Raw genomic sequence first — 24,059 nt, forward strand, 5'->3', positions numbered from 1 at the left:
ATTCATACTATAGTAACTAAGGGAGAGCGAAGAGAGATGGAACGTAACCATACGATGATGCAGTTTTTTGAGTGGCATGTAGAGAATGATGGGAAGCACTGGCAACGCTTGAAAGAGCGGGCGCCTGAATTACGTGCTGCCGGCATCACGTCCGTGTGGATTCCACCGGCGTCAAAAGGTCAATCAGATGAAGATACAGGATATGGCATTTATGACGTATATGATTTAGGCGAATTTGATCAAAAAGGAACGGTCCGTACGAAATACGGTACAAAGGATGAACTCGTCGAAGCGATTCAAGTCGCTCGTGAGAATGACATCGCCATTTATGCGGATGTTGTCATGAACCATAAAGCAGCAGCCGATGAACTTGAGACAATCAATGTCGTTGAGGTCCATCCAGAAGACCGTTCGAAAGAAATTTCAGAAGAATTCGAAATCGAAGCATGGACGAAATTTACGTTCCCTGGTCGAAACGGAAAATATTCGGATTTTGTCTGGACACATGAATTCTTTAATGGAACGGATTTCGATGCCCGTGAAGAAAAAACCGGTGTCTTCAAGATATCCGGTAAAAATAAAGACTGGAACGATCAAGTCGATGACGAATTCGGAAACTATGATTATTTGATGTTCGCGAACATCGATTATAACCATCCGGAAGTACGTGAAGAGATGATCCGCTGGGGGCATTGGTTCCAAGAGACGATTGACTGCCAAGGATTCCGACTCGACGCAATCAAACATATCAATTATGAATTCGTTCATGAATTTGCAAAATCGATGATCGAGAAAAATGATGGCGATTTCTATATGGTCGGGGAGTTCTGGAAATCAGATCTCGATGATTGCCGTCATTTCCTTGATAGCGTTGATTACACGATCGATTTGTTCGACGTTCCCCTTCATTATAAATTCCATGAAGCTTCGAACCAGGGACAAGAGTTTGATTTAACAACGTTGTTTGCAGATACGCTCGTCGAATCACACCCGACGAATGCTGTCACGTTCGTCGATAATCATGATTCACAACCAGGTGAATCACTCGAATCATGGGTAGATGACTGGTTCAAACAGCATGCGTATGCATCGATCTTACTTCGTAAAGACGGTTATCCATGTGTCTTCTACGGTGACTATTATGGAGTGCAAGGACCTCATCCTGTAGAGGGTAAAAAAGAAATGATTGATGCTTTACTGTATGCACGTTATCACAAAGCATATGGTGACCAAGAAGATTATCTCGATGATCCGCATTGCGTCGGTTGGGTTCGTCGAGGCGTAGAAGAAATCGAGAACTCTGGCTGTGCTGTCTTATTGTCGAATGCTGACATGTGCGAGAAGCGCATGTTCGTTGGTGAAGAGCGCGCGGGACAAGAGTGGTTCGATTATACGAACCACCAAGATCACCCAGTTGTGATCGACGATGAAGGATTCGGTGTCTTCCCAGTTCCAGGTGGAGGTGTCTCTGTTTTTGCTCCACGAGAAGTCGAGTAAATCCGAGGGTCTTGACTTGCGTCAACACAGGTTCTTTTGCTAGTCTTAAAGGGTATTGAAGTTTTCGAAAATAGCACAAAGGGGGACATGAACATGTCAAAATTTGAATTACCAGAACTCGGCTACGCTTATGATGCGCTTGAGCCACATATCGATGCTCGTACGATGGAGATTCACCACACGAAACACCACAACACGTATGTCACGAACGTGAATGCGGCGCTTGAGGGTACAGAACATGAAGGAAAGTCACTTGAAGAACTTCTTCAAAACTTGGATGCTCTCCCAGCAAACATTCAAACTGCAGTCCGTAACAACGGTGGCGGTCACTGGAACCACTCATTCTTCTGGAAACTGCTGAAGAAGAACGATGGAGCTGCTCCAACAGGGGAACTCGCGACAGCAATCGATGAATCATTCGGATCATTTGATGCATTCAAAGATGCGTTCGCGAAAGCAGCAACAACTCGTTTTGGTTCAGGTTGGGCTTGGTTAATCGTTGATGGTGGGAAATTGGCGGTCGTTTCGACACCAAACCAAGATACACCAGTCATGGAAGGCAAAACACCAATTCTCGGTCTTGATGTTTGGGAACATGCATACTATCTCAACTATCAAAACCGTCGTCCTGATTACATCAATGCGTTCTTCAACGTCGTTGATTGGGATCACGTAGCGAAGCTTTACGCTGACGCGAAGTAACGTGAAAATGAGCGTATCGTTCAATTGTGAACGATACGCTTTTTTTAATGCGGAAAATGATGGGATAGGTTGTTATGGAAAGTTTCCTTCTATATAATGAAACAAGATGACTTTTGAACGATAGGGGAGTACGCCATGGCTAAACGAATCACCGTACGAGGAAGACGGCGTAATCATCTGCCGCTTCGTCTGAATTTAATGTTCTTCGTCGTTTTTTTATTGTTTGCGATTTTGATTTTCCGTTTAGGAGTCGTGCAAATCGTCAATGGTGAGAAAATTTCGCGGGAAGTTCAAAAAACAGAAATGATCGCATCAAAATATGAAGTGCCACGCGGAAAGATTTATGACCGGGATGGTCGTCTTTTGGTTGATACGATTTCTAAATACTCCATCGTCTACCGTCGAGCACAAACGACGAAAGTCGATGAACGCATTGAGATTGCACAGCGCCTTGCGGCAATCATTGATTTGCCTAAAAAAGATTGGAAAGTCACAGAACGTGATATTAAGGACTTCTGGATCGCGACAAACACGAAAGAGTCTGATCGTCGTTATCAAGAAGCCGTCAAACAGAAATATCCTTCAGCAGAAGCACAAAGTAAACTATCAATCGCAGAACAGGATCAAATCCGATTAGATGCGATTACGAAAGACGATATCGATTATGACGATCAAACGATGGAAGTCATTGCGATCAAACACAACATGGAAGTCGGATATGCGCTTGATCCACAACTCGTCAAACTCGGTGCTTCTGCAAAAGAGATGGCGATCATCGATGAAAATCTAGAAGATTTAAAAGGTGTATCGGTGGAACCGTTCTATGAGCGTTCTTATCCATATGAAGGAACACTTCGAAACATCTTTGGGAAGTACTCGAAGATTCCAGCAGAACAACAAGCGGAGTTCAAAGCAAAAGGTTACAGCTTGAATGACCGTGTCGGAACATCATTCCTTGAACAACAGTATGAGGATCTTCTGCGCGGGAAACCCGCGTACGATGTGTATGAGACGTTCAATGGAGAGCCGGTCGGTGATCCAAAACGCGAAGAAGGCGAGTCCGGTAAAGATCTCGTTCTGACCGTGGATGCAGAGTACAACAAACAAGTCGACCAAATCATGCAACAAGCGATTAAAATGGGGCGTGGCATGGGTAGTCGTTATCTAAAAGAAGGTTACGCCGTCGTCATGAACCCACAGACTGGTGAGATTCTTGCGATGTCTGGTCAAAAGTTGGATCCAGCAACCGGTAAGTTTTCGGATGTCGCAATCAATAACGTGTTGACATCCCTTCAGATTGGTTCGACGATCAAAGGTGCAACAGTTGCGATGGGACTCGAAGAGGGTGTCATCCGTCAAAACGAAGTCATCAATGATGCTCCGATTACAATCGGGGGTACGAAAAAAGCATCGTACGTCAACATGGGAGCAATCACGGATTTAACGGCACTTGAGCGTTCATCAAACGTTTATATGTTTAATATTGCGATGCGGATGGCGAAGTACCCAAGTAACGGTATTGCCGGAGCGAGTGTGGACGGAGCAGCTGCGATCATGCAGAATTACTATAGTCAGTTCGGGCTTGGAGTAACAACGGGTGTGGATTTACCGTACGAAGCAAAGGGTGTTCAAGGAACACCTGACCGCGTCACTTTACTCATGGACCGAGTCATCGGACAGTATGATGCCTTTACGCCGCTACAAGTCGCACAGTATATTTCAACGCTTGCCAACGGTGGATATCGTGTTCAGCCGCACTTCTTAAAAGAAGTTCTCGCGTCGAATTCGATTGAAAAAGGAACAAAACAAGTTGATTATAGCTTCAAGACGAATTATTTGAATCGAATTGAAGTCAGTCAAGATAACATTGATCATGTTCGTGAAGGATTACATCGCGTTGTCAAAGGAGAGCGTGGTACAGCAAAAATCATCGCACAAACCGGTATTGATGCAGCTGCGAAAACAGGTACAGCGCAGGTTAGTGTCTATGGTGACGATGGAATCGCCTTACGTGACGGAAGTGGTCAACCGGTTCGTTCATTGAACTCGAACCTCGTTGGCTGGGCACCGTATGATAATCCAGAGATGGCATGGGCCGTGTTTCTTCCTTATATGGAACAAGAAACCGTCAACTCAAAAATTGGTCACGATCTTGTCAAAGCGTACTTTAATGTCAAAGATATCCCGTGGCAAACTAAGTCAAATTAACTAGATGGAAAACGAGAGTGAGCAATCACTCTCGTTTTTTTGTTTGCATTGACCTTTTTTTCTAATGGATTTCGAACTGTAAACACTAAAAAACACGCCTTTACAATTCTTTTACGTTGGATTCATTTCGTTTTAATAGTTCATCCGTAGTATAAGTCTTGTAAGGAAAACGGATAAAAAGTCGTAGCATCGTCAGCGACATACTTTCGAGGAGGAAAATTAATCATGTCTTGGATGAAAAAAACAGCACTCATCACAACGGTAGCATCAATCGCAGTAGTGGGGGCAGCATGTGGTAACGATAAAGGCGGTTCTGCTAGTTCATCTGATTTAAAAGGAAAAATCGCAATCGACGGTTCTTCTACTGTCTTCCCGATCATGGAAGCTGTCGGTGAAGAATATTCGATGGAACAACCTGACGTAGATGTCACAGTCGGTGTCTCTGGTACAGGTGGCGGATTCAAACGCTTCGTCGTTGGGGAAACAGATCTTTCAAACGCGTCGCGTGAAATTAAAGAAGAAGAAGCAGCTGAAGCGAAAAAGAACAACATTGAATTCACAAAAATGGCACTCGCATATGACGGTTTGACTGTCGCAGTCAGCAAAGAAAATACATGGGTAAAAGAACTCTCAATGGAGCAACTCGAGAAAATCTGGCTCGATCCGAACATCAAGACTTGGAAAGATGTCGATTCTTCTTATCCGGCTGAACCATTGAAATTCTTCAGCCCAGGTAAAGACTCAGGAACATTCGACTTCTTCTCTGAGGAAGTACTTGAGAAAAAAGATATGCGTAAAGATGTTCAATTATCAGAAGACGATAACGTTCTCGTCAAAGGTGTTGAAGGAACGAAAGGCGCAATCGGATACTTCGGATACGCGTACTACGCAGAGAATAAAGATAAGTTGAAGGAAGTACCACTTTCTGCTGAAGGAAAAGATGCAGTTGATCCAACACCAGAAACGATCAAAGATCTTTCTTATCCACTGTCACGTGAAATCTACACGTACATCAATAACAAATCGATGAAAGACAAAAAACAAGTCGCTGATTTCGTTCAGTTCACGAACGAAAACGCTGGTGATCTTGCTGAAGAAGTTGGATACATCAAAATGCCGCAAGATCGTTACGATGAAAACGCAAAAGCAATTGAAGATGCAATGAAATAAATCATCGAGTCATGAGGATGGCCCAACCGGGGAAGTCTGTACCGGTTGGGTCCCGTTCTCATGTCAAGAAGGAGTAGGGAGTGAAGAAGGATGAGTTCAACACAAAATAAATCGGTTCGCGAGCTGATTCAACAGAACCGACAGCAAAAATATAGTATGAAAAACGTCATGGAACGCGTCATGCCGATCGTGTTATTCCTTTGTGCGTTTGTCTCGGTCGTTACGACCATCGGCATCATTCTCACGTTAGTCATTGAAACAGAACACTTCTTCGAAGTCGTTCCGTTCAAGGAATTCTTCGGCAGTACGAGCTGGTATCCACTCAACTCACAACCAGAGTATGGAATTTGGCCACTTGTCGTCGGTACGCTTGAGATTACCGTGATTGCGATGCTAGTTGCCGTGCCGATCGGTCTCACATCAGCGATTTATTTAAGTGAGTACGCGTCAGACCGCGCACGCCGTATCTTAAAACCAATTCTTGAAGTGTTAGCAGGTGTTCCAACGATCGTCTTCGGATTCTTCGCATTGACGTTCGTTACACCACTACTCGTAAAATTGATTCCAGGTATTCAAATTTATAATGCGCTCAGTCCGGGGATCGTCGTCGGAATCATGATCATTCCAATGATTGCTTCGATTTCTGAGGATGCGATGAGCTCCGTTCCGAAAAAAATTCGCGATGGTGCGCTTGCACTCGGTTCGACACGTCTTGAAGTTGCATTGAAAGTCGTCGTTCCAGCTGCATTATCAGGTATCATTGCATCGATCGTACTCGGTATGTCACGTGCAATCGGTGAGACGATGATCGTAACGATCGCTGGTGGTTCGAATCCGACAGCTGCTATCGATCCACTCGAGCCAGTCCAAACGATGACAGCGTATATCGTTCAGGTCGCCTTAGGTGATGCTGGATTTGGAACTGTCGAATATTACAGTATCTATGCGGTTGGTACACTCTTGTTCGTCTTCACATTAGTGATGAACTTACTTGCGAACTGGATCACACGCCGCTTCAGAGAGGAGTACTAAGATGGCCTTACCAGAAAAGCAACCTGTCTCAAAGAAATTCATTGATCCGGTCGCGGTGAAGAAATCGATTAGCCAGCGACTCGTCGTCAACAACGTCACAAAAGTCATTTTCCTTGCTGGACTGTTCTTTGGTCTCGTCGTCTTAGGTATTCTCCTGTTCGGCGTCATCCGTGACGGTGCGTCATGGTTATCACTTGAGTTTCTACAAAATGCACCATCACGTCGTTCGGAACGTGCCGGGATTTATCCGGCGTTAATGGGATCGATCTTCTTGATGCTTTTGATCATCCCGATGATTTTCATCATTGGTGTCGGGGCAGCGATTTATCTAGAAGAATATGCGAAGAAGAGTCGGATGACTTCATTCATCGAAGTCAACATCTCAAACCTTGCTGGTGTTCCGTCAATCGTCTTCGGTTTACTTGGTTTGACGTTCTTCGTACGTAACATGGGCTTCGGTTCAACATTGATTGCAGGAGCATTGACACTAGCGTTGATGAGTCTTCCGGTCGTCATCGTCTCGTCTCAAGAGGCAATCCGTGCCGTTCCACAAGCGATGCGTCATGCATCACTTGCACTCGGTGCTTCGAAATGGCAAACGACGTTCAAAGTCGTTCTTCCGGCGTCACTTCCGGGTGTCATTACTGGGATCATCTTGGCTGTATCTCGAGCAATTGGTGAGACAGCACCACTCATCATGGTCGGAGCTGCGATTTTCATTGCTCGTGCGCCTGAAAGCATTTTCTCAGAATTCACAGCATTACCGATTCAAATCTACAACTGGACAAGTCGTCCACAAGCGGACTTCCAAGGACTTGCAGCGGCAGGAATCATCGTCTTAATGGTCATCCTCTTGACGATGAATTCACTTGCAATCTGGATTCGGAACCGATTCTCAAAACGCTACTAATCGAACGAGATAGATAGAAGGGATTTCTTTTAAGGAGGAAGACAGATGATGGATACGAAGCTGAATACGAAATCAGTCGTTACAGAAGGGACAGAGCGTATGAATCAACCAGTAGCAGCACGTGAGAGCGTCTATAACGTCAAAGACTTAAACTTATGGTACGGTGACGATCATGCGCTGAAAGATGTTAATCTCGACATTAAGAAAAATGAAGTCACGGCAATCATTGGACCGTCTGGATGCGGGAAATCGACATTCATCAAAACATTGAATCGAATGGTCGAACTCGTTCCGATCGTACGGACGAATGGTGCAATCGAGTATCACGGACGCAATATCTTTGATAAAGAATACGGTGTCGAAGAATTACGGACATCGGTCGGAATGGTCTTCCAACAACCGAATCCATTCCCAAAATCAATTTATGACAACATCGCTTATGGTCCCCGTGTCCACGGTGTCAAAAACAAAAAAATCCTCGACGAGATCGTCGAACGCAGTTTACGCCGTGCGGCGATCTGGGATGAAGTCAAAGATCGTTTGAACGAAAATGCTTATGGTCTTTCTGGTGGTCAGCAACAACGTCTTTGTATCGCGCGTTGCCTTGCAATCGAGCCAGATGTCATCTTGATGGATGAGCCGACATCGGCACTTGACCCGATTTCTACATTAAAAGTAGAAGAACTCGTCCAAGAGTTAAAATCAGACTACTCGATCATCATCGTGACACACAACATGCAACAGGCGGCACGTGTTTCGGATAAAACAGCGTTCTTCTTGAATGGTGAAGTTGTCGAGTTCGATCAAACAGACCGGATCTTTGGCAATCCGAGTGACAAGCGGACGGAAGATTACATTTCAGGACGATTCGGATAAGAAGGGGAGACGAGACGAATGGCAGCGAACCGTACGATTTTTGGAGAAAATCTTGCAATACTCGATCAAAAGGTTTTTTTACTGGCTCGTAAGACGATGCAACAGATCGCAACGACGGCAGAAGCACTCGAAAAATATGATCAAGACATCGCGCGTAGTGTCATCGAAAACGATAATGAACTCGATGATCTTGAGCTTGAAATCAACGATGATGCGATCCTATTAATCGCGAAGCAACAACCCGTTGCAACAGATTTAAGACGCATCATCACCGCGATGAAAATTTCGTCGGATCTCGAACGGATTGCCGATTATGCGGGGAATATCTCAAAAGCGGTTCTTCGTGTCGAAACATTCCCGTATGTCATCGATATCTCTTTGTTGAAGGAAGCATTCGAGACATTACTGGATATGACGGAAACTGCAATCGTCGCCTATCGTGACGGAGATGTCGAGAAAGCAAAAGCCTTGTCTGATCTCGATAACGTCATTGATGAGACGACATATAAGGCACTTCGCCAGTACATGCGTCATATGTCGCTTCAGCCGATCGTCGTCGATGAAGTCATGCAATTCACGAATATTTGTCGCTACATCGAGCGGATGGGTGATCACTTGACGAACGTCGGGGAGCATCTGATTTATCTCGAAAAAGGAAAACATTATGATTTAAACGGATGAATCAAGTAGGCAGGAGGAATTTCCTCTGCCTACTTTTTTTGTAAAGGGATTCGAAACACGTTTGTAGAATAGGAAAGAAGTGAATAATGACAGAGAGGTGATTGGGAATGCTTGAGCAAATCATTAAAATGAAAGAACAAGGGCTGACAACAAAACAAATCGCAGCTCAATTGGATACGACTGAAGGGAAAATCAAATATGCTTGGACTAAATATCGTAAATCGTTAACAGAACAACCTTCTGCAGCAGCGCCGAAAGTAAAATCAAAAACGGTTAAGCAGACGAAAAAGTCGACTGCACCGGTTTTAGACGTCGTACCGTCTGTGCACTTGGTACCTTCGCTAGAACGCGACGCGTTTGGAATGGCGACGCATTACGAGGATGACATCCTCCACGCCATCGTTCAGTCACCGACAGCGTTATACGTCTACTGGGAATTATCTGAACTGTCGAAACAGTTGCTAGAGACACACTATCACACGACGTTTGATTCGTTCCGTAAAGAATTACGCATCATTGATGTCACGCTTGTTGAATACGAACAAGGACAGGCAAATCGGACGTATCAATTCGAGCTGCCAGAAATGACGAACGCTTGGTTCGTACGACCGGTAACCCCGAATACTACATACATCATTGAATGGGGCATTCAAACGATTGACGGGGACTTTGTTCCAGTACTGCGTTCAAAACCAGTCGAAACGCCACGTGATGAACCAGTCACGGACGGACGGTTCGCGGAAGTCGTGCAACATTGGCAATACGGAGAGGTCGAACAACCGGAATGGGTCGAAGTATTACATCCGTATTCCTATTTCGATCGCGTCCGATAATGGAATTAGAGAGAGGGAAAGGAAGAGAAGCTATGCGAAAAGGATATTTTTCACTCGTCTTACATGCACATTTACCATATATCCGTCATGAAGAGGCACATCGCTTAGAAGAACGGTGGATGTATGAAGCGATTTCAGAAACTTACATCCCGTTGCTTTGGGAAGTCGATCGTTTGTCACGTCCGCTCGGATGGACGGTCAGCATTTCACCACCCGTCATCGAGATGCTTGCCGACCCATTGATTCAAGAGCGTTATATTGAGCATATCGAGGATACGTTACGATTGATCAATCAAGAACTAGAGCGAGAGCTCGATCAAAAGGAACGAGATGCGCTTCTATTCTATCAAGACCGCTATCAAGATTTATTAAATACGTTCCTTCACTGGGAAAAGGATTTGAACCGGGCATTCCGTCATTACAAGGAGCAAGGGTATCTCGATTTGATTACGTGTACGGCGACACACGGTTTCAGTCCGCACATGTTGTCTGAACAAGCGGCACGTTCTGAAATTCAAACGGGATTGAACTGTTTCGAACGTCATTACGGATTCCGTCCGTCAGGTCTTTGGATGCCAGAATGTGCGTATACGCCAGGACTTGACCGTATTTTGTACGAAGAGGGCATTCGTTATACATTTGTCGACGAACATTCAATTTTAAACGCGGATCCGTCACCGCAACATGGAATCGGAGCACCTGTTTATTCGCCACACGGTGTGGCACTCTTCCCGCGTGATCAAATCATTTCCGGGAAGATTTGGAGCTCTGTCATCGGATACCCGGGTCATCCGGATTACCGCGAGTTTTATCGTGACCTTGCGTACGATCGAGAGTGGGATCAAATCGCTGAGTTCATGCACCCGGAAGGCTTACGTTATGATACAGGGTTGAAATTGCATCGTGTAACAGGAGAAACGGATCAAAAAGACTATTACGTCCGTGATTGGGCATGGCAACGGACAAGTGAGCACGCAGCAGACTTCGCACAAGCACTCGGTGAACATTTAGATGCGCATCAAGGACAAGACTTCCCACCGTTCCTTGTCACAGCACCATTTGATGCCGAATTGTTCGGTCACTGGTGGTTTGAAGGTCCCGACTTCCTCGGTAAAGCGATGGAACGTTTAGAAGACCAAGGAATTGAGTCGATTTCACCAGCGATCTTCCTCGAACGTCACTTCCAAGACATCGACACGGCACATGTCGCGATGGGAACGTGGGGACGAAAAGGCTATGCGGAAGTCTGGATCAATGAACGGAATGACTGGATGATTCGTCATCTCCATCAGCTTGAAAAGAGACTAGCAGGTGTCGTAGCCCGAAATCGTCATCAAGATGCGTTGACTGTCAAAGCGAAGCGTCAACTCATTCGAGAATACCTCCTCGCTGTCTCGAGCGACTGGCCGTTCATCCTCGATGGACAGACGACAGCGCAATACGCTGCGAACCGTTTCCGTGAGCACATCTTACGTTTTGAAGAAACCGAGCGTCGACTGGATGCTGAGGAGCTGACGGTGGAATGGTTGGATGATCGATATCGCGAATATCCTTTCCTTCAAGATTCAGATATTGAACCAGATGTCTTCTTGACGGCACATGATTACTACGTGGCAGTGAAGCGTGAGAAATCTTGGAATACAGACGCCATCTTATTGTTCATCCGACAATATGATGCGTCAGATCGGCCAGCTTCGGAGCTCGCTCGACGGCTCGCTGCTGCTGGTGAGAATGTCTATGTCGTCACGGAACATCAGGAGGCGTATCGATTTGAAGAAGGCGTTCATGTTTACGGAGTGCAAGTGACGGGTCTACCGCTCGTTCAAACTTATAACCAATTGGCGGCTCTAAACTTAGCCTTCTTACGTCAAGCGCAAGCCTTGAGTAAGATCGTTGATTTCGCAGTCATCCACAATTTCAACATGGAGACCGCATCAGCTGCCCAAGCCATCGCTAAGATCAAAGAGTTACCACTCGTCAGTAACGTCTACGATATCGAAAGTGAGCGTTCGCCTGATCGTTCAGGCGGTCTAGTCGTTGCTTTAAAACGACTTGAAGGAGACGCGTTGCGCCAATCAGCGATCGTTTATCTAGAACGAGAAGAGTCACGTCACGGGGTGGAACAAGAGTATCACGTCGAAAAGAAGCCGTTGCGTTTTGAAGAGAACCTTGAAAAACCATATCAACACGTGACGAATCCGAAAAAGAACGGATGAACAGTTGCAATTCCTTTCCTTTCTTGGTACGATACTTGAGTATGCTTAACCTTATGTAAAGCAAAATCACTTGATACATCGAGAGCTAGATAGGAGGGAATCCCATGCGCGTTAAAATCACATTAGCTTGCACTGAAACTGGTGACCGTACTTATATCACTAAAAAGAACAAGCGTAACAACCCAGAGCGTCTTGAGTTGAAGAAATACAACCCACGTCTCCGTAAGCACACACTTCACCGTGAAGTGAAATAATTGAGATGGAAGCCGTCACTTCGTGTGATGGCTTTTTTTGTGGAAAGGAAGACAACTATGAACAAACAAGAAGTACGCCGTCTGATCAAAGAACGACTAGATGTGATGGAGAACCGTGCGGAAAAGGAACGATTGATTCACGAACATGTCTTGTTACTACCTGAATGGCAACAAGCGACCTGTGTCGCGATCACGTTAGCTTTTCGAAATGAATGTGATACAAGAATGCTGATTGAACAAGCGTGGCAAGAGGGCAAGACGGTCTTGATACCAAAAGTAGTCGGAGACGAGATGGTCTTTTATGAACATGGACCAGAAGATCAACTGCAAGCAAATCAGATGGGGATTGCTGAACCGATCGCTTCAGCACGTCGCGCCTCACTTGATCAAGCAGAGCTCTGCCTCGTTCCGGGTCGCGCCTATCGTCGGGACGGCTATCGTTTAGGATGGGGAGGAGGCTATTACGATCGTGCACTCGTGCCATATACAGGATGTAAAGTATCGATTGCTTTTTCTGAACAACTTCTTCCAGATTTCGAAGTGGAAGCCTTTGATATCCCCGTTGACTTGATCGTCACTGAATTAGAGGTCATCCGATGTTGAGCGCGACCATTTTGTTTTGTCTATTGCTTGCTTGGACCGGACGATCTTTTCGTTTATTGACGACAAGTGGTGCTATCATGACCCTGCTTGTCGGTAGTGGTGTCTCATTCGGATTCGGTTGGCAAGGATTAGTAGTACTCTTACTCTTCTTTGGTAGCTCGAGTCTGTTATCGAAGGTCGGACGATCTAGAAAACAATCGGTCGACTCCATCGTTGAGAAAGACGGCGCGCGTGACGGATGGCAAGTCCTTGCGAATGGAGGGGTAGCGTTCGTTGCTGCCTTAGCGTATGCCATGACGATGGATTTTGCGTATCTCTTGTTATTTCTATTCGTCATCGCAGCATCGAATGCTGACACGTGGGCATCTGAAATCGGACCGCTCTCAAGACGTGATCCGTGGTCTCTCAAAACGTTACGACGGGTAGCAGCAGGAACGAGTGGAGCGATGTCGCTGATTGGAACGATCGGTACGATCGCAGGAGCTGCGTTCATCGCTGTAGCAGCGCATTGGATATTTTCTCTTTCTTTAAGACACGTCTTACTCGTAACAAGCATCGGTGTACTCGGGAGCCTACTGGATACACTATTTGGAGCGGTAGGGCAACGCGTTTATCGATGTACGGTTTGTGGGGAATACACGGAAAAGCGAGAGCACCATGGTCAACCGACAGCTTACGTTTCAGGCATTCGATTTTTAGGGAATGATGCTGTCAATGTCTTAACGAGTGGTTTGGCAAGCGGAATCGGGTTTATCATCGTTCGATTTTGGTAACTGGAAAGTATGTGAGCATGTAATTCCTTATGTTAGGATATCAATGACACAAAATGGACAAATGTGATTAATTTCACATGATACAAATAATGTGAAAGATGTTACAATTTACTTGTGAGATAGTTAACAAACTCTTAGGACGAATGGAAGGGTGGACATAACGATATGGAATTACATGCGAAAGTGACACGAGTAGCCCTCATTGGAGCTGGTGCAGTCGGTTCAAGCTTTGCCTATCAGATGTCAACAGCTGGACTTTGTGAAGAACTTGTCATCATTGATGTCAACAAAGCCAAAGCAGAGGGCGAGGCAATGGACTTAAACCACGGAACACCATTTAGCTCTTCACCGATGCGAATATGGGCTGGAGACTACGCGGACTGCCGCGAAGCGGAAGTCGTCGTCATCACGGCAGGCGCTCCACAAAAACCAGGTGAGACAAGACTCGATCTCGTTGCAAAGAATGCGTTGATCATGAAAGAAATGATTCGTCAAATCATGGATTCCGGTTTTGATGGTATCATCGTCGTGGCTTCTAATCCGGTTGATATCATGGCGCATCTTGCCTGGAAATATTCTGGTCTTCCGAAATCCCGCGTATTTGGATCAGGAACGGTGCTTGATACAGCGCGCCTGCGTCAAATGCTCGGAGAATACTTTCACATTGATTCCCGAAATGCCCATGCCTATATTCTTGGCGAACATGGTGATACGGAATTCGCTGCCTGGAGTAACAGCCGCATTTATGGAAAAACGATTGATGAACTACTTGCTGAAGACGATCGTTATTCTCAAGCAGATCTTGATCAAATCTACATCAACGTCCGAGATGCTGCTTATCATATTATCGAGCGCAAAGGGGCAACCTATTATGCGATTGGGCTTGGGCTCGTTCGTATCGTTCGTGCCATCCTCGGAAATGAGAACTGTCTGTTGACGGTCGGTGCGCATGTCGATGGTCAGTATGGAATTTCCGGTATCCATATTGGAGTTCCTGCCATCATCAATCGTCAAGGTGTGCGTGAAATCATTGAAGTCTCATTGACGGATGAAGAGTTGAAGAAATTCCATCATTCTGCTGATGTATTGCGTCAGACGCTTGAACCCGTCTTACAAGGATAATCGTACGAATCATGATGAAGGTGTTACGAAATAAAGTAGCAAAAAACTCAAGTGTCGGACCTGCTTCATATTGTCCACACTTGAGTTTTTTTGATGTGGAGAACAAACACGTTAATAATTACATCTATTCGTCCGGTAGTAAAAAGAGAAAAATCTAGGTTTTATTTTACTAGAAAAGGGTTAAGTAAGAGATAGAAGCGTTTTTACGTCATTTTTTGTACGTCATGATACCCAAAAAGGAGAGAACCGACAGTCATGTATACTTTTCGAAAACTAACTAAAGAGGATGCAGAACAATACTGGAATCTACGCCTTGAGGGATTAAAAAATCATCCAGATGCATTCGGTCATTCGTTTGATGATGAACAGCAAACCCCGCTCCGCGAAGTACAAGAAGGACTTGAGGGAGAACCCGACTCCGATGAGGTTTGGCTTGGTATGTTCGACGGTGATACATTGTTTGGGTTTGGTCAGGTCAAACCATATGAATTGTCACGTGAATCGCATAAAGCGATGATTTCCGGAGTATACGTATCACCTGAATATCGTGGGGGTACTGGTCGCGCTCTGATGGAAGCCTTAATCGAGGAAGCGAAGAAGTTACCGGACGTCGAGCAAGTCATTCTTGCCGTTTTATCAGGGAACGAAGCCGCACAAAATCTTTATGAGTCGCTCGGTTTTGAAGTATATGCCGAAGATCCAGATTCCGTAAAATTAGAAGACGGCACATATCGTGATGATATTTGGATGAAGAAGTACGTCTAAGTTCTTGAGATGGTGTGGAAAGAAGCTGTAGCAAAAAAGCGCTACAGCTTTTTCGCATGGTATCCGTAGGATATCAGTATCGGCAAAGAATGAATATTTGTTATCATGAGAACAAAGCGGATGTCACGTCGTAGTCCGATTGAAAGGGAGCGAATGAACATGAAAGAAGTCATACGTACGATTGAAGAGCTTGTCTCGATTCCGAGTCCAACAGGTTCGACAAAAGAAGCTATTACATATGTAGAAAAGCGATTGGTAGCAGAAGGGATCACGTATCGAAAGCTTGAAAAAGGAGCGATTTTAGCGACACTACCTGGTGCTTCAACGCGCACGCGGTTACTGACGGCACACGTCGACACACTAGGAGCGATGGTGAAAGAAATTTTACCAACAGGACGACTTCGTTTATCACAACTGGGGGGATATGCTTGGACAGCGATCGAAGGTGAGAACTGTCTCATTCACAAGATGGACGGTCAAACGATTTCAGGTACGATCGTGTTCCACCATTCGAGTGTTCATACGTCGCGCGAGACGAACAAAACGGAACGATCCGCTGATAATATCGAAGTACGGCTCGATATCCGTTCGACGACAGCAGAAGAGACGCGCGTCGCGGGGATTGAAGTAGGAGACATCGTAACGTTTGATCCGCGATTCCTCTATACGGAAACAGGATTCGTGAAGTCGCGCCATCTCGATGATAAAGCATCTGTTGCTTTGTTGCTTGAATTGATCAAGGAATGGAAAACAATCGAACTACCACACACGGTCCAGATCCTGATTTCAAATTACGAAGAAGTCGGATTCGGTGGAAATGCTGGATTCACGGAAGAAGTCGCAGAATACATCGCGGTCGACATGGGAGCACTAGGAGAGGGGCAACACTCCGATGAATTCACAGTCTCCATTTGTGCCAAAGATGGTTCTGGTCCGTATGACTTAGCTTTACGCCACCAGTTAACACGCTTAGCACAACGTAATAGCATTCCATATAAAGTTGATATCTATCCGTTCTATAGCTCGGATGCCTCGGCAGCAGTAAGTGCGGGCCACGACGTCCGGCACGGATTGTTCGGTCCGGGAATCGAATCGAGTCATTCGTACGAACGTACGCATGAGACGTCGTTACAAGCGACATATGATTTGCTACATGCCTATGTAAAGGAGCCGATGGTCGATGAAGACACTGTATGACGTACAGCAGTTACTCAAGACATACGGGACATTCATCTATCTTGGGGATCGAGCGTCCGATATCGCGATGATGATGCTTGAACTCGATGAATTAAAAGAAGCGGGCGTTTTGGAACAACGTCAGTACGATTCAGCGAAACTAATCTTACGACATGAATTAAAGCGTTCACAATCCGATAACATTTAAGATTGTGCAACCCTTTGCGCAAATGGGTTATGTCCGGTAAAATGATGAAGCAGACATTATATGAGTATAGGGGAGACGAAGCAATGAAATGGTTACTCGGCATTGATATCGGCGGAACGACAGTCAAGATGGCAATTTTGGATTTGCAAGGGATCATCGTAGAAAAGTGGGAAATCGAGACGGTCGTTTTGAATGATGGCGTACAAATTCCTAGAGATATTGCAAAATCTTTCTTTGAGAAGTGTCAAGAGAGCAATAAACGACCAGAAGATTTCGTCGGAGCGGGCATCGGTGCGCCGGGATTCATTGATTTTAATACAGGTGTCGTTGAGAAAGCAGTCAATATCGGTTGGAATAACTTTGAACTCATCGGTGAATTCGAACGTTTGACGGGTTTACCGGCTGTGCTTGAAAATGATGCGAACGCAGCGGCAATCGGTGAGATGTGGAAAGGTGCCGGTAGTGGGGCAACAGAATTGCTTGCTGTCACACTCGGTACGGGCGTCGGTGGTGGTCTGATCACGAACGGACAAATCGTGCATGGTACAGTCGGAATGGCTGGAGAAATCGGTCATATCACGATGTTGCCTGAAGGTGGCGTTCTATGTGGATGTGGTCGCAAAGGATGTCTAGAGACGATTGCGTCAGCAACAGGGATCGCCCGTCTTGGTCTTGAGAAGCGTAAAGGGAAAGAAACGTTACTCAACGACATCAAGGCAGTAACGGCGAAAGACGTATTCGAAGCGTATGAGAAAGGAGACCGGATCGCAACGGAAGTCGTAGAAGAAGTGACGTTCCACCTCGGTCTTGCCATCTCCAACTTAGCGAACAGTATTAACCCGGAAATCATCGTCATCGGTGGTGGTGTGTCAAAAGCAGGCGAGACATTGCTTGCACCACTGCGTCAACAATTTGAACGCTTCGCTTTACCGCGGGTTTTCGGATCGACGACGTTCAAGATTGCCGAACTTGGAAACGATGCCGGAGTCATCGGCTGTGCATGGCTTGCGAAGCAGATGTTTCTCAAAAAATGATAATATTCAATTTCAGTAGAAGGTTCGCTTCGGCGAATCTTTTTTTTGTTTACAAACGTACAGTAATTATGTGATTGTTAAGTATCTTCCGGATTCCAGTTGCATTTTTGTAAAACTAAGCGTAAAATTTTCACGTGATATGGGTATATGTAAATTATGATGTAAGTTGTGTGAACTGAAAGCAGAAAGCACATGTAAATTAGGAGGCAGGTTTTTATGCAGCAAGACGCAAACATTTGGTCGCGAATGCGCCTAAAGATGGGTCAAGGCGTTCGCAGCACCTATAAAGAGCACAAGCTCTTTTGGATTGCGACCTTATTGATTTGGTTAAAAACGTATTTAGCGTATACACTTTTCTTCAACGTTCCCGTAACAAACTCTGCGCAAGCATTCATTCTACTAATTAACCCAATTAGTTCAGCGCTCTTCATGTTCGGGTTCAGCTTCTTCTTCCGGGGAAATGTTCAAAAATGGTTCATCTACGGTACATTGTTCGTCGCGACACTCATTTTATATGCGGACATCATTTTCTTCCGCTTCTTTAATGACTATCTGACGTTGCCGGTATTGTTCCAAACATCGAATGCAGAGACTGTTTCTGCATCGCTCGGGTCACTCTTGAATTGGTCCGATTTATTGATCGTCGGTGACTTGATCATCTTACCGTTCTTCTTACGGAAAATGGACATGTCAAAAAACGTTGCGTCACGTGGACGCGCGATTCTCGCATTCGTTGCAGCAGTTGTCGTTTTCCTTGGAAACTTGACGCTCGCTGAGACAGAACGTCCAGAATTGCTCACACGTGCCTTTGACCGAGAACTGCTCGTTAAAAACATCGGAACATTTAACTTCCATATGTATGACGCACTCATTCAGTCGAAGACATCTGCGCAAAAAGCACTCGCGGACAGTTCTGAACTGTCGGAAGTTCAAAGCTTCATTGATTCAAAACATGCTGAACCGAACCCAGCTATGTTCGGAAAGTACAAAGGAAAGAACGTCATCGTCGTTTCCTTTGAGTCGGCACAATCCTTTGCAGTTGGATTAAAGGCACCAAACGGACAAGAGATTACACCGAACCTGAATAAGTTGATCAAGGAATCGCATTCATGGGATAACTTCTATCACAACACAGGACAAGGGAAAACGGCAGATGCTGAGTTCATTCTCGAAAACTCGATCTATCCACTTGGACGCGGTGCAGCATTCTTTACGAACGGAGAAAACGAATTCCGGGCAACTCCTGAAATGTTGAAAGAAGATGGCTATTATTCAGCTGTTTTCCATGCAAACAACAAATCGTTCTGGAACCGAGACATCGTCTACAATAGCTTTGGCGTCGATCGTTTCTTCTCAGAGACGGATTATGACTTAGGGGATCCAGCAGATTTGACGGAGTGGGGCTTGCTCGATGATAAATTCTTTGAACAGTCATTGCCGATGTTGAAAGATTTACCACGTCCGTTCTATTCGAAGTTCATCACATTGACGAACCACTATCCATTTGAGATGCCAAAACCAGAAGATGAACTTGTACCACCGCTTGAGACAAGTTCTACGACGCTGAACCACTACGTTCAGGCACTAGCGTATCAAGATATGGCACTCGGTAAATTCATCGAGGGTCTGAAAAAAGATGGTACGTGGGATGATACGATCTTCATGGTCTATGGTGACCACTATGGTATCTCGACGAACCATAATGCTGCGATGGCAGAACTCATGAACAAAGATGAGTTGACGCCGTATGATGTTGCACAATTGCAACGTGTACCATTCGTGATCCATTTACCGGGTCAAACGAAAGGTGTCAAACATGAAGACGTCGCGAGCCAAATCGATATTAAACCGACATTGCTTCATCTGTTAGGACAAGACTTCAAGAACGAAGTATTGTTCGGTACCGATCTCTTCTCGAAACAGCACAAGGATTATGCGCTGTTCCGCGATGGTTCCGTCATAACAGACAAAACGGTCTATACGCAGGAAACATGTTATGATCGTCAGACGGGTGAAGAAGTAAAAGATGGAGAGTTAGCGGAGATGTGTAAACAATCTACGAAACAATCCGAGAAGGAGTTAGGACTTTCGGATAAAGTCATCTATGGTGACTTGCTCCGTTTCCTTCAAACTTCAAAATAAGATAAAGAAAACGAATCTACTTTCGAGTGGATTCGTTTTTTTGTAGAAAGACAAATAAAAAGAGAGATGCGCGAGGCATCTCTCTTTTTAACGTATCTTGATTACGATGGAATACCGCCGTAAATCAATGTCGCAATCCCGAACCAGCCGAATAAGACGACAGTCAGACCTGCGAATACGAGTGGAAACATTTGGCGTTTCTTAAGTGAACGAACGACGGCCCAAACGCCGACGAGTGCGACGAAGAAGAAAAGCCAACCGATTGGTTGATCCAAATGCATGACGTACTCCCCCTTAAACAATCACGTTATGAATTTCACGAAGATTTCACTTAAATCTCACTTTTTAGTTTATCCGACTCGCGGGATAAAGTCGAGAGGGCGTTGCAGGAACTTTCGACAATTTCGTGTATAGTAGGAGAAGAGTCTATTGTAAAGGGGTTTTATAGAATGGAAATCGTAATGATCACTTCCGGTATGGCATCTGAGAATGGTTATTTGTTATTTAAAGACAAGGAATGTCTCGTCATTGATCCAGGTACAGAAGATATGCGGTTTTTCGATGAAATTGAAAGTCGGGGAGCAACATTAAAAGCGATTTTGTTAACGCATGCGCATTTTGACCATATCGGAGGTGTTGATATGTTACGACGCTTCACGGAAGCTCCTGTCTACGTGCATACGGAAGAAGCAGGATGGCTCGGTAATCCAGAATGGAATGGTTCAGCAAAATTCGGAATGCCACCGATGCGGATGAAACCAGCAGACCATTTGTTGCAACCAGGACGGTTGACGATCGGTAGCTTTTCGATGCATGTTCTTGAGACGCCAGGGCACTCACCAGGAAGTGTGACGTTCTACTTCAAAGGAGAGCGAATCGCGTTCGGTGGAGATCTTTTGTTCCAGCAAGGCGTCGGACGAACGGATCTTCATGGTGGGGATCAAGACGTGCTGATGCGTTCGCTCGATCGAATCATCGCGGAATTACCAGCAGATACGACGGTCTATCCGGGGCACGGTCCGAGTACAACGATTCGTCAAGAGATGAAATCGAATCCATTCCTCTGACAAAAAAACTCGCCATCCGAAAGGATGGCGAGTTTTTTTCATTACATCTGGAAGTTTGACCAGTACGTAAAGACGATGAAAAATACAGTTAAGTAAGCTCCAAAGATATAGACATACGTTTTTTCAGTTAAGCGCAAGTAACCAAGCGCTGCAAAAAAGACAGTTTGTGCTAAGAAGACGAAGCCCATGACTAAAAATGAATCCGTATGCTCACTTGAGCTTGCATCGCCACCCAATGCGCCGATAAATGCCATGACTGCGATAATACCAGTCCAGAAACCGAGTACGCGGTACATTCTCCCCATTCCTATAACCCCCTAAATCCGACAGATAGTCAATATACGTACTTATTTTACCAAGCAAACAATCATTCGTCTATCCTGTTCTAGTGATTGTTAAGTAATAACTGTGAACAAAAGATGAAGTTTCAAAAAAAGTTGTACAATAGTTGTACAAAAGGTGTACAAAGTCAAAATGGCATGCTATAGTAACTGTAATGAAACCCCACACTTTGAGAGGAGGAGCAAAAATGACGAATGAACTAGTCTTTTTCACATATCCAAGTTGTACATCATGTCGTAAAACGAAATCATGGTTAAAAGAGGAACATGTTGATGTAGAGGAACGTCATCTGTTCAGAAATGCTCCAACAGTTGATGAACTCATGGAACTGTTGAAATTATCGACGGACGGGATTGAAAGTTTGCTCGCAACACGCAGTCAAGCCTTCAAAGATCTCGGCATTGATATTGAAGACATGAAACTCAGTGAGTTATTACGCCTCATGAGTGACAATCCGAAATTATTACGCCGTCCAATCATCACTGATGGAAAACAACTTGTTATCGGATACGATAAACCAGGTCTTGAGACATTGGCGAAGCGTAAACATCGGACAATTGCACACGTATCGTAAAGAAGCCGGTTTGGTCGGCTTCTTTTTTTTGTGTATTGTCTGCTTAAGGAGGTGAAGAGAAATGAAGGAATGGACGACACAACTCATGGAACGATTCGAATCACTTGGTGCAACAGATGTTCATTTCGTACCGAATGAAGCTTGCGTCCGAATCGTTTGTCGAACAGGTGACGGTTTGTGTGAACAAGAAGAGGTGGAATTGACGCGTTATCGAACGCTTGTCAGTCATGTCCGCTATGAGGCGAACTTAAAGGAACAGAACGAGCGGATTCCGCAAAGTGGTTTGTATCCGCACGGGAAAAAGGGCATGCGCGTCTCGTTGTTACCGAGTCGACAAGGGGATGCGATGTCATGGCGCTTCTATCGTTCGACGGTCTCTCAAGAAACGGCTTTACGCACGTTACATGATCAATTGGACTTCGGTTGGTTAGCTGAACAACGACACGGGTGTATCGTCATTTCTGGATCGACAGGTGCAGGAAAGACGACGATGTTATATTCCTTGATGAGTGCAATGGAAGAAAAGCGAATCATCTCGATTGAAGATCCGGTGGAATGTACGGTACCAAACGTCTTACAACTGGAACTAAATGAAAAAGCAGGATTCACTGCTACGCGATGTTTCGAGGAAATATTGCGAGCGGATCCGGATTGGATTGCTTTTGGTGAGGTTCGGACGAGGGAGGCGGCACGTCTGACGATGAATGCCGCACTTAGTGGTCACGTCGTATTGTTTACGTTACACGCTGGAAGTATTGATGAGGCACGATTGCGATTGCACAGTTTAGGTATCGAAGAGTCAGAGCTGGCTGTCTGTCAACGCATCATTCATCTCGAGCGAAAAGGAGAGGATGTCCGCTGTACCGTCAGAAACTTACAAGCCGCGATCAAAGTCGGTTCTTAAAACGATATCATCGCTTGTTATCAAAAGGCATTTCCGCGAAAGAGACGTTACTCATTTTAAAACGATTCGAGCGTCATCCGTTCTCGGAAGTAGTCGGAGAAATGGAACAATGTCTTGAACAAGGAGACTCCTTTGCAGCATCCCTTGAACCGCTTGCGTTAACGAATACCTTAAAACGACTTCTATTTGTTGGAGAAAGGACAGAGCGACCGTTGCTCGTTCTTCGCCAAATCGTAAAACTGCTCGACCTCGAAACAGAAATGCGTTCGAAGTTTTGGAAGATGATCCGGTATCCGCTTGTTCTAGCAACCAGTCTATTCCTTCTGTTCTTCTTTTACGCCCTCTATGTATTTCCGTCTCTCCTTGAGATGTCGGACCCGAAGACTCTCCCCTCATTTCTGCATCTCCTTCTTCACCCCTCTGCGAAATATCTGCTCGCAAGTATTCCCGTTATTTTGTTAACCTCCGGTTACCTCTTTTTTCGCTTTTTTCCGTTAAACCGTATTTTACGACTGAAACCGTTACAGCGTTTGATTCGTCTCTACTACAGCTATTTATTCACGATCGAAGTAGGATCGTTCATCGATGCTGGCTTCTCGTTTGAAGAGACCTTTCGTCACCTCGAGCAAGGACAAGCGAATAAAAAAGGACATTTGTACGCTCGTCTACATGCTAAACAACAGGCAGGGGAACCACTTGCAGAAGCGCTTGGCGAAGATGAAATCATCGAAGCCGAGACGATTGGGATCGTCCATTTGGCGCGGGAAAGTGGCGATCTTGGTCCGTTGTTGCTTGAACAAGCGACACTCTTGCATGAGTCGATGGAAGAGGAACTAGAGAAAAAGTTGTTATGGATCGAGCCGATTTTGTACGGTGGATTGACGATCATGACGGGAACGTTGTTTCTCATCTTGTATTATCCGATACAGCTAGCGATACAGCAGCTTCCATTCTAAACAGAGGAGACGAT

Annotated in this window: 25 protein-coding genes; 23 read left to right on the top strand and 2 right to left on the bottom strand. The window is 45.2% G+C overall.

Annotated features, from left to right (window positions below):
- The first annotated feature begins 36 nt into the window (after nt 1–36).
- From L985_RS04710 to L985_RS04800, 19 genes are all read left to right on the top strand, one after another.
- On the top strand, nt 37–1,497 hold the full coding sequence (locus L985_RS04710) for an alpha-amylase (RefSeq protein WP_047396429.1): 1,461 nt from the start codon (nt 37–39) through the stop codon (nt 1,495–1,497).
- A gap of 93 nt (nt 1,498–1,590) precedes the next feature.
- Nucleotides 1,591–2,199: a superoxide dismutase gene (locus L985_RS04715; RefSeq protein WP_029341059.1), complete on the top strand. Its 609-nt coding sequence runs from the start codon at nt 1,591–1,593 to the stop codon at nt 2,197–2,199.
- Between the two features lie 135 nt (nt 2,200–2,334).
- Complete coding sequence (locus tag L985_RS04720) at nt 2,335–4,407, top strand: peptidoglycan D,D-transpeptidase FtsI family protein (RefSeq protein ID WP_047396431.1); 2,073 nt, start codon at nt 2,335–2,337, stop codon at nt 4,405–4,407.
- A gap of 225 nt (nt 4,408–4,632) precedes the next feature.
- The gene (locus L985_RS04725) at nt 4,633–5,577 is read left to right on the top strand and encodes a PstS family phosphate ABC transporter substrate-binding protein (RefSeq protein WP_047396434.1); all 945 of its coding nucleotides are present in this window, start codon (nt 4,633–4,635) and stop codon (nt 5,575–5,577) included.
- Between the two features lie 90 nt (nt 5,578–5,667).
- The gene (pstC, locus tag L985_RS04730; protein WP_047396437.1) at nt 5,668–6,609 is read left to right on the top strand and encodes a phosphate ABC transporter permease subunit PstC; all 942 of its coding nucleotides are present in this window, start codon (nt 5,668–5,670) and stop codon (nt 6,607–6,609) included.
- A 1-nt stretch (nt 6,610) separates the two neighbouring features.
- Nucleotides 6,611–7,519 carry a phosphate ABC transporter permease PstA gene (pstA, locus tag L985_RS04735; protein WP_029341063.1) on the top strand — a complete coding sequence of 303 codons (909 nt, stop codon included), beginning with the start codon at nt 6,611–6,613 and terminating at the stop codon, nt 7,517–7,519.
- Nucleotides 7,520–7,618: 99 nt separating this feature from the next.
- Nucleotides 7,619–8,395, top strand: coding sequence for a phosphate ABC transporter ATP-binding protein PstB (gene pstB, locus L985_RS04740; protein WP_053454494.1), 777 nt, complete (start codon nt 7,619–7,621; stop codon nt 8,393–8,395).
- Between the two features lie 18 nt (nt 8,396–8,413).
- On the top strand, nt 8,414–9,076 hold the full coding sequence (phoU, locus tag L985_RS04745; protein WP_023467542.1) for a phosphate signaling complex protein PhoU: 663 nt from the start codon (nt 8,414–8,416) through the stop codon (nt 9,074–9,076).
- Nucleotides 9,077–9,183: 107 nt separating this feature from the next.
- Complete coding sequence (locus L985_RS04750) at nt 9,184–9,909, top strand: DUF4912 domain-containing protein (RefSeq protein WP_047396440.1); 726 nt, start codon at nt 9,184–9,186, stop codon at nt 9,907–9,909.
- A gap of 32 nt (nt 9,910–9,941) precedes the next feature.
- Nucleotides 9,942–12,125 (top strand): 1,4-alpha-glucan branching protein domain-containing protein, encoded by a 2,184-nt coding sequence (locus tag L985_RS04755; RefSeq protein ID WP_029341066.1) that lies wholly within the window; start codon nt 9,942–9,944, stop codon nt 12,123–12,125.
- Between the two features lie 104 nt (nt 12,126–12,229).
- Nucleotides 12,230–12,379, top strand: coding sequence for a 50S ribosomal protein L33 (gene rpmG / locus L985_RS04760; protein WP_012369771.1), 150 nt, complete (start codon nt 12,230–12,232; stop codon nt 12,377–12,379).
- A gap of 57 nt (nt 12,380–12,436) precedes the next feature.
- The gene (locus L985_RS04765) at nt 12,437–12,982 is read left to right on the top strand and encodes a 5-formyltetrahydrofolate cyclo-ligase (protein WP_029341067.1); all 546 of its coding nucleotides are present in this window, start codon (nt 12,437–12,439) and stop codon (nt 12,980–12,982) included.
- Nucleotides 12,976–13,755 carry a DUF92 domain-containing protein gene (locus tag L985_RS04770; RefSeq protein WP_047396444.1) on the top strand — a complete coding sequence of 260 codons (780 nt, stop codon included), beginning with the start codon at nt 12,976–12,978 and terminating at the stop codon, nt 13,753–13,755. Before L985_RS04765 ends, L985_RS04770 begins: the two co-directional genes overlap by 7 nt.
- A gap of 165 nt (nt 13,756–13,920) precedes the next feature.
- Entirely contained in the window at nt 13,921–14,877 is a 957-nt protein-coding gene (locus tag L985_RS04775; RefSeq protein WP_029341069.1) for an L-lactate dehydrogenase, read from the top strand.
- A gap of 255 nt (nt 14,878–15,132) precedes the next feature.
- Nucleotides 15,133–15,642, top strand: a complete 510-nt coding sequence (locus tag L985_RS04780; RefSeq protein ID WP_023467548.1) for a GNAT family N-acetyltransferase — start codon at nt 15,133–15,135, stop codon at nt 15,640–15,642.
- Nucleotides 15,643–15,801: 159 nt separating this feature from the next.
- Nucleotides 15,802–16,839 carry a M42 family metallopeptidase gene (locus tag L985_RS04785; protein WP_029341070.1) on the top strand — a complete coding sequence of 346 codons (1,038 nt, stop codon included), beginning with the start codon at nt 15,802–15,804 and terminating at the stop codon, nt 16,837–16,839.
- Nucleotides 16,823–17,026: a YqgQ family protein gene (locus L985_RS04790; protein ID WP_029341071.1), complete on the top strand. Its 204-nt coding sequence runs from the start codon at nt 16,823–16,825 to the stop codon at nt 17,024–17,026. Before L985_RS04785 ends, L985_RS04790 begins: the two co-directional genes overlap by 17 nt.
- Nucleotides 17,027–17,109: 83 nt before the next feature.
- Nucleotides 17,110–18,060, top strand: coding sequence for an ROK family glucokinase (locus L985_RS04795; RefSeq protein WP_047396447.1), 951 nt, complete (start codon nt 17,110–17,112; stop codon nt 18,058–18,060).
- 216 nt (nt 18,061–18,276) lie between these two features.
- Nucleotides 18,277–20,202 carry an LTA synthase family protein gene (locus tag L985_RS04800; RefSeq protein ID WP_023467552.1) on the top strand — a complete coding sequence of 642 codons (1,926 nt, stop codon included), beginning with the start codon at nt 18,277–18,279 and terminating at the stop codon, nt 20,200–20,202.
- Nucleotides 20,203–20,303: 101 nt separating this feature from the next.
- Here the strand turns inward: L985_RS04800 and L985_RS04805 are convergent, their stop codons facing one another.
- A complete protein-coding gene (locus tag L985_RS04805) occupies nt 20,304–20,483 on the bottom strand; it encodes a DUF2759 domain-containing protein (RefSeq protein ID WP_023467553.1) in 180 nt (59 codons plus the stop codon).
- A gap of 168 nt (nt 20,484–20,651) precedes the next feature.
- Here L985_RS04805 and L985_RS04810 point away from each other — a divergent pair, with 168 nt between their 5' ends.
- Nucleotides 20,652–21,269 (top strand): MBL fold metallo-hydrolase, encoded by a 618-nt coding sequence (locus tag L985_RS04810; RefSeq protein ID WP_047396455.1) that lies wholly within the window; start codon nt 20,652–20,654, stop codon nt 21,267–21,269.
- A gap of 41 nt (nt 21,270–21,310) precedes the next feature.
- Here L985_RS04810 and L985_RS04815 read toward each other — a convergent pair whose 3' ends face one another.
- A complete protein-coding gene (locus L985_RS04815; protein WP_023467555.1) occupies nt 21,311–21,574 on the bottom strand; it encodes a DUF2626 family protein in 264 nt (87 codons plus the stop codon).
- Between the two features lie 224 nt (nt 21,575–21,798).
- Between L985_RS04815 and L985_RS04820 the strand changes: the two genes are divergently transcribed.
- The 3 genes from L985_RS04820 to L985_RS04830 all read left to right on the top strand — a co-directional run bounded on the left by L985_RS04820 (nt 21,799) and on the right by L985_RS04830 (nt 24,045).
- Nucleotides 21,799–22,185 carry a Spx/MgsR family RNA polymerase-binding regulatory protein gene (locus L985_RS04820; RefSeq protein ID WP_023467556.1) on the top strand — a complete coding sequence of 129 codons (387 nt, stop codon included), beginning with the start codon at nt 21,799–21,801 and terminating at the stop codon, nt 22,183–22,185.
- A gap of 61 nt (nt 22,186–22,246) precedes the next feature.
- Nucleotides 22,247–23,089 carry an ATPase, T2SS/T4P/T4SS family gene (locus L985_RS04825; protein ID WP_029341075.1) on the top strand — a complete coding sequence of 281 codons (843 nt, stop codon included), beginning with the start codon at nt 22,247–22,249 and terminating at the stop codon, nt 23,087–23,089.
- A 14-nt stretch (nt 23,090–23,103) separates the two neighbouring features.
- On the top strand, nt 23,104–24,045 hold the full coding sequence (locus L985_RS04830) for a type II secretion system F family protein (RefSeq protein WP_052169519.1): 942 nt from the start codon (nt 23,104–23,106) through the stop codon (nt 24,043–24,045).
- The last annotated feature ends 14 nt before the right edge of the window (nt 24,046–24,059 follow it).

The sequence above is a fragment of the Exiguobacterium sp. ZWU0009 genome (genome assembly GCF_000798935.2).
GTDB lineage: Bacteria > Bacillota > Bacilli > Exiguobacteriales > Exiguobacteriaceae > Exiguobacterium_A > Exiguobacterium_A acetylicum.